Raw genomic sequence first — 6,435 nt, 5'->3', positions numbered from 1 at the left:
CCACCCGCCCGCGGGCCCAGTTCACCCGCCCGATCGACCGACACCGGGCCGGAACCGGCTTCCCGGCCCCCATTCGGGCCGGGCGGGGCTCCGGAGTGGGGGACGTCGCCCGGGTCCGGGGCGGCGGACATGTGGTCCCGTGACGCGTCCGCGTAGGGGACGCCTGCGGTTGCGCGGGCTCCCTGCGCGCCGGGGTACGGCTCGGGGGCCGCCGCGCCGGGGGGCGTGCTGCCCGGCGGGATGCCGCGGAGGTCGTCGGCCGCCCGGGGGTCCGGCCCCCGGCCGCCCGGGGCCGGGCCCACGGGCTGTGCGTCTTCCGCGAACGGCGGGGCATCGGACGGCGCGCGGGGAGGGTCGCCGTCGGCGCCGCGCTCCCGACCGGGGGCAGCGGCGGGCGGCTCGGGATCCCGGCGGCGGCTCATGCCCGACGCGCGGTCGAGTTCCGACAGCGCCCATGACGCGATGTCCAGCACACCCCCCGACGCGCCGTCGCCCAGCCGTTCGCGGGCGGCGCACAGCGCCTCGCCGACGGCCAGTTCGCCGTCGGCGCCCCGCGCCGCACCGTTCAGATGGTGCCGGACGAGCCCCTCGGCCACCTCGTGCGCGCGGTCCCTGACGTGGTCCAGCGGATCGACCCGCAGCCGTACGGAGTCCTGGGCCGCGCCGGCCGGCCAGCGGCGGACGAAGACGAAGCGCAGGTCGGTCGATTCCGCGGTGTCGTGCGTGGCGAAGGTCCAGCCGTTGCTGCGGAGCGCGCCGAAGATCCCGTACATGCCCCACAGCACCCGGCAGGCGCTGTCGCCGCCCCGGCCGTCGAGGAGGGTGAGCCGATGGCGCGGATGGCGCAGCGACTGGGCGACGACGCCGGTGAGTTCCTCCTGGGTCTCGGCGAGACCGCGCGCCAGCCGCCGGGTTCCCGCTTCGGCCGACCGCAGCAGATCGCCCGCCCGCACCCGGTCCAGGCGGCCGCGGACGCCGCCCGGGTCGAGGTCGCCGCCGTGCCAGCTCCAGCGGTGCAGCCCCAGGCAGTCGCCGGCGTCGAGCACCCGGGAGGAGCCGAGCAGCGCATGGCAGACGGCGTTCGTCCGGCCGAGTTCGTCGCGCCACGGCCGGCGGTGCACCAGCAGCGCCCGGTCGTCGTGTTCGATCCGGATGAGCGCGGGCAGGGTCTCCTCGCCCGTCGCCCGCAGCATCGCCGCCACACGCCGGAAGACCCCGTTCGCCTGGCCTGGTTCGCAGGAGAAGGCCACCGGGCCGAACCCCGTGTTGCTGGAGGCGTTGTCGGAGTCCCAGCGGAAGACGATCTGGTCGACTTCCTCGTCGAGCCGGTGCATCACAGGCCTGCCTCTCCCGGGTCCGCCCCCGGCAGAATCCCGGCCATCGCGAAGATCGACAGTAGGGGCGCCAGCACCCGGCGGGGCCTGACGCCGTGGGGGAACACATCCCCTTTCGCCTCGCCGCCGGTCGCCGCCACGAAGTGCAGGGCGCAGCGCGCGCAGTCGTCGAACGGCTTCAGCCAGGCGGTGGTGGCGTGCTGGGCGATCAGCGCATAGGCGTCCCGGCTCTCCTCCCGCACCGCTTCGGCGTCGAAGCGCGGCGGCAGCGCCCGGCCCAGCCAGCGGTCCACGGTCGGGTCAAAACGGAGCAGGTCGCTCTTGTTGACGGCGACCGCGGCCGGGGCGTCGACGTAACGGCCGTTTCTCGGCATGCGGTTGAGGACGGTGGTGAACGCCTCGTCGCCCAGGTCCCGCCGGCGCAGCCGGTTCCGCTCACGCGCCGGGTCGAGGGACGGCAGCCGCAGGGCCCGCAGCGGGTCCAGTACGAAGATGAACGCCCCCACGCCCATCAGAAAGCCGGTGACCTCGCCCTCTTCCGCCAGGTCCTCGCCGGCGAGGTCGAAGAACACGACCGGGCGGGTCTGGCCGCCGCCGGAGACCAGCAGGCCGTCGGCGAAGCGGGCGAAGGACTGCTGGCCGGTGGGGGCGAGCTGCTTGCCCTGGTGCAGGTTCTGCACCCGCTCGCGCAGGAAGGTGCGGTGCGAGACCGGGTTGAGGGGCAGGAACTTGAGACCGTAGGGTTCCAGGCCGCCCTGTTCGATCTCGCCGAGCATGGTGGCGAGCAGATGCGTCTTGCCGACGCCGGAGCTGCCCACCAGGGCGATGGACAGCGGCTCGCCATTGGTCAGATACGGCACGGGCAGCTCGTGCGGGCGCGCCGGGTCGGCGTGCGGGCAGCGGTGGTAGGCCTTGCGCAGCGCGTCCTGCCGGATGGCGGGCCGGTGTTCGGCGCTCAGGTCGAGCGGAATGCGCTCCCCTTCCGGTGAGAGGCTGATCAGCATGCTCTCGTCGTAGGCGACCGGCAGCAGGCAGTGCGGGCACATGGGGTCGCGGACGGGCGGCGGGGGTTCGGCGGGCACGTCGTACAGGGCGCCGTTCTGCGGCGGCGCGACGGCCTCCCACAGCGACCGCAGCGAGCGGCGCAGGGAGGAGACCTGCGGCGGTGCCGGCTCGTGCTCCACGGGCTCGTCGTGGGTGGCGAGTCCCAGGTCCCGCCGTTTGCGGGCCAGTTGTACATCGAAATCGCCGCGCGCCGGGCCCAGCGGGTCGCCGGCGGCGGGCGCGGCGGCCAGCGGGTCGGGGGCGTTGAGCAGCCGCAGCAGCTCGGCCGGCGCGGGCCGTGCGGCGGCCCGCGGAGCGAAGACGCCGCCCTGGTCGAGCGCGGCGAGCCGCCGGTAGGCGGACAGGTCCTGCGGGGGTCCCGCGCCCTGGTCGGCCCGCCCGGAGAGCAGGAAGTACATCAGCTGGGCCACCGCCCACAGATCGTCCCTGGCGTCGGCGGTCCCGGCGCCTTCGCGCTGCTCGGGCGAGGCCCACGGCGCCTGCCCGAAGGCGGAGCGGGGCTCGCCGCCGCGCAGCGCGCCGTACGGTTCGGCGAGCCGTACATGCCTGCCGTCCCAGCGGACGGCGTCGGGTGCGATGCCGCGGTGGACCAGGCCGGCGTGCTCCAGCAGCCGCACGGCCAGGACGAGCTGGGCGAGGACGCGGTGCTGTTCGTCCACGGTCAGGGCGCCGCGGCGGGCGCGGAGGGGCTCGCCGCCGTGCGCGCGGTAGAGGACGAAGGGCTCCGGCGCGTCGAGGTCGAATCCGACGAGCCGGGTGAACACCTCCCCGTACGGCTCGGAGCCGTACCGCCGCTCCAGGGTGACGGCCGCGCTCACCTCGCGCTCCAGCGCGGTGTAGGCGTGCGGGTCGTCCTGCGCGAAGCGGGGCAGCCGGTGCTGCTGCACCGTCCAGCCGGTGCCGAGCGTGACCGTGCGGGCCAGCAGATGGGGGCGGCCCGGGAGCCGCCGGTCCGCTCCGAAGCCCGCCGAGAAGCGGACCGTGGCCTCCTTGTGGGTGAGGAACTCCAGCTCCTCGACATGAGCGTCGGCGTGGCCGCCGTCCGTCCGTCCGGTCATGGCGCGCTGCCTTCCTCTCCCCTGACCGTGCGGACGGTCTCCGTACGCAGCGGCACAAGTCGCAGCAGCCCGGCGTGGCGGCCGGCCGCCGTCCACACCACGTCCTCGGGTGCGGTGCGCCAGTGGTCGGGCGTCTCGTCGTGGTCCGCGCCGCGGCGCATGGCCTCGGGCACGAATCGCACCTGGCGGACCGCCGCCGGGTCCTTGGACAGCATGCGGCGGTGCTCCGCGCCGCACAGCGGCACGGCCTGCTCGGCGACGCCGTCCGCGCCGAGCAGCCAGGTCAGCCGGTCGGCCGGGACGCCGAGCAGTTCCGGCGCTCCGGGGCGCTGTTCCGGGCGGTGCGCGAAGGGCGGCGGCGAGGCGGCCCCGTCGCGCAGCAGCCTGCCGTGCACCTCGTCGAGTGCCTCTGCCATCGGCCCTTCGAGCCGTATCCGGGCCGCGCCGGCCGGGTCCTGTTCGACGGCGGCCCAGCAGGGCGTGACGATGCGGACGACCGCGTCCATCAGATCGGCGACGAGGGTGTCGACCAGCAGCGGACCGCCGTCGCCCAGCTCCCTTTCCAGCCATGCGGGATGGGCCGCCGGCTCCCGGTGGCCGTCGGCGTGCCGCTGCGGTGCGGGCGCGCGGCGGTCATGGAGGCTTTCGAAGCCGAGGTGCGCCGTCTGCCCGGTCTGCCCGGCCGGTTCGGCGTGCGGGGCCGGTTCGGCGCGCCTGGGGCGTTCGGCGGGTTCGCGGGGCGGTTCGCCGGGCGGCGCGCTCAGCGCGTCGAGCCAGCCGTCGTCGGCCGGGCTGTCGCCCCAGGTGTCCCAGCCCCAGGCGTCGGACGCGGACTTGGCCTCCTCGGAACGGGTGTGCCCCGCGGGCGGCGAACCGTGTGCGGCCGCCCCGGACGCGGCGGCCGGCATGCCGCCGCGTCCCCGTGTCCCGGGCGGCGGGCCGTCCGGGGCGTGCCGCTCCGCCGCGTCGGCGAGGCCTCGCAGCAGCAGGGACACCGTCCGCGCCCCGTCCGAGCAGTGGTAGCGGGCGTCCGCCAGCAGCCAGTCGTGCACGGCGGTCTCGATCAGCAGTTGGTCGACCTCCGCGACGATCTGCTCGGAGTGCTCCGGCTCCATCGCCTGCCACCAGGCGTCCACGGCCGCGGTCCAGGAGCGCAGCGCCAGCGCTGCCGTGAGCAGCAGCGAGAGGGCCAGGGCGGCCGCGGCCGCCCACAGGGGCGGCGCGGCCAGCTGTCCGGTCAGCGCTCCGCCGAGCCCGCCGGCGAGTCCGCCGAGCAGCCGGGGCGCGCTCCCGGTGGAACCACCCCCGTCGAGCCTGCCGTCTGGCGACCGGTTGGGCCTGCGGCGCAGCATGAGGGCGGCGAGTCCGGCGCCGCACACCGCGCCGAGCGGCCCCAGCAGCCAGCCGAGGCCGGGCCACAGCCCGGCGAGGAACGCCAGTGTGAACGCGACCGCGGCGACGACGCGCCGGGAGCCGCCCGCGGTGAAGGGCTCGGGCCGGGTCAGATGGAGCAGATAGTCCCGGTCGCAGATCTCGTCGAGCCGGGCCAGCCGGGCCGCGCTGCCCGCCGGGGCGGAGCGGCCGGAGAGCGCCGCGAGCCGGGCGGCCACCGCCCGCAGCGGCAGTCGGCGGGCCAGCAGGTTCTCGGTGAAGCCGCGAAGTCCCGGACCCACGCTGCCGCGGGACACCTCGGGGATCTCGGGGAGGGCGACGCCCCGCTCGGCCAGCCTGCCGCGCTGCTCGGCGGTCAGCCGTACGCCGCCGCCGTCGGCGAGCGCCCCCGCGATGACCTCCTGGTACCCGGCGAGCGCCGTGGAGAGGCGTTCGAGGCGGCCGGGCAGATCGGCTTCGCCGGCGCGGGTGGCGAACAGTCCGGTCCAGCGCCGTATCCGCTCATGGCCGTCGGCGGCTGAGCGCAGCGCGGCCCCGCACTCCCGGTGGAGCGCTTCGGCGCGGCCGCCCGGCTGCAGCCAGGCCCGGCCTTCGAGGCTGCGTGGCACGGAGTCGCCGAGGAGGAGGGCGAGTTCGGCGGGCACGGAGTCGCCCAGCGGCGGCGCGGGGCCGTCCTGGCCGATGAGGCTGTCCAGGGCCTGCCGCCACGACCGGGTCCTGGCGTCGTCCGTCAGGTCGTGTTCGAGGACGCGGACGGCCGGCACGGCGACGCCGTGGACGACCTCGCCGACGCCGTGGAGCACCGAGTCGAACACCATCGGGTCCGCGAGGAGTTCCGTCAGGGGGCGCAGGGCCTCTTCGAGACCGGCGCGGCGTCTGCCGGCCGCCGCCGGGCCGGCGGCGCCGCCGGAGGCGTCGAGGAGCCAGAGCACTCCGGCGGCGGGCGGGCGCAGGGTGAGCGGCCTGCGCAGCGTCCGCTCGTCCCCGGCGCCCACGGCCAGGCAGATCAGGGTCGCCGGGCCGTAGGAGTAGAGCTGTTCGTAGAGGAGTTGGTGGGAGACGAGGGCGGAGGCGTCGTCGATGACGAGGAAACGCCGCTCGCCGCCGTGGTACGGGGTTTCCAGGGCCTCGGCGACGACGCTGTGCAGGGCGTCCTTCCCCGCGTACGGCTGGGCGGAGGCCCGCAGGTCGATGCAGACGGCGTGGGAGGGGGCCTGGCGCCGGTGCTGTGGTGTCACGGTCCGCCTCACTCCCCCGCGTCGTCCAGGTCCCACGGGTACCTGGACGCATCCGGGCGCTCGGCGCCCTCGCGTCGGCGGGCCCGGTCCTGTGCGGGCGGCTCGGGCTCCTCGACGCCCTCGTCCCATGTGGCGGCGGGCCACTCGGGGCCGTCGTCGACGGACGTACGCCGCTCGTGGCCGTCTTCCGGGGAACTGAGCCACTCGGGCTCGTCCGGCGGGGGCGTGTGCTGCTCCGGGCGGCGCCGGGGCTCATGGCCGGGGTCGCCCGCGGGTTCGTGCTCCGGCGGCCTGCGGCGGGCCGCCGGGCGGCCGCCGTTGGCGTGCGCGTGCGGCCGCGGCGGCCTG

The 6,435-nt window shown here is 76.5% G+C and carries 2 protein-coding genes and 2 pseudogenes; all 4 read right to left on the bottom strand.

Features of this window, described 5'->3' with window-relative positions:
- A pseudogene (locus QCN29_RS36435) lies at positions 1–1,337 on the bottom strand (hypothetical protein); the annotation flags it as partial.
- Positions 1,334–3,457 (bottom strand): hypothetical protein, encoded by a 2,124-nt coding sequence (locus tag QCN29_RS36430; protein ID WP_279933542.1) that lies wholly within the window; start codon positions 3,455–3,457, stop codon positions 1,334–1,336. The gene QCN29_RS36430 and the pseudogene QCN29_RS36435, both read right to left, overlap by 4 nt.
- Positions 3,454–6,087, bottom strand: a complete 2,634-nt coding sequence (locus QCN29_RS36425; protein ID WP_279933541.1) for a hypothetical protein — start codon at positions 6,085–6,087, stop codon at positions 3,454–3,456. Before QCN29_RS36425 ends, QCN29_RS36430 begins: the two co-directional genes overlap by 4 nt.
- Before the next feature lie 8 nt (positions 6,088–6,095).
- Positions 6,096–6,435 (bottom strand): annotated as a pseudogene (locus tag QCN29_RS36420) (hypothetical protein); the annotation flags it as partial.

The sequence above is a fragment of the Streptomyces chengmaiensis genome, from assembly GCF_029846775.1.
Lineage (GTDB): Bacteria > Actinomycetota > Actinomycetes > Streptomycetales > Streptomycetaceae > Streptomyces > Streptomyces chengmaiensis.
This window is presented reverse-complemented; position numbering and strand designations above follow the sequence as displayed.

What these genes read in the sequence shown, in the direction of transcription:
- QCN29_RS36430 (WP_279933542.1), bottom strand. Translation starts at nt 3,457, where the DNA reads ATGACCGGACGGACGGACGGCGGCCACGCCGACGCTCATGTCGAGGAG.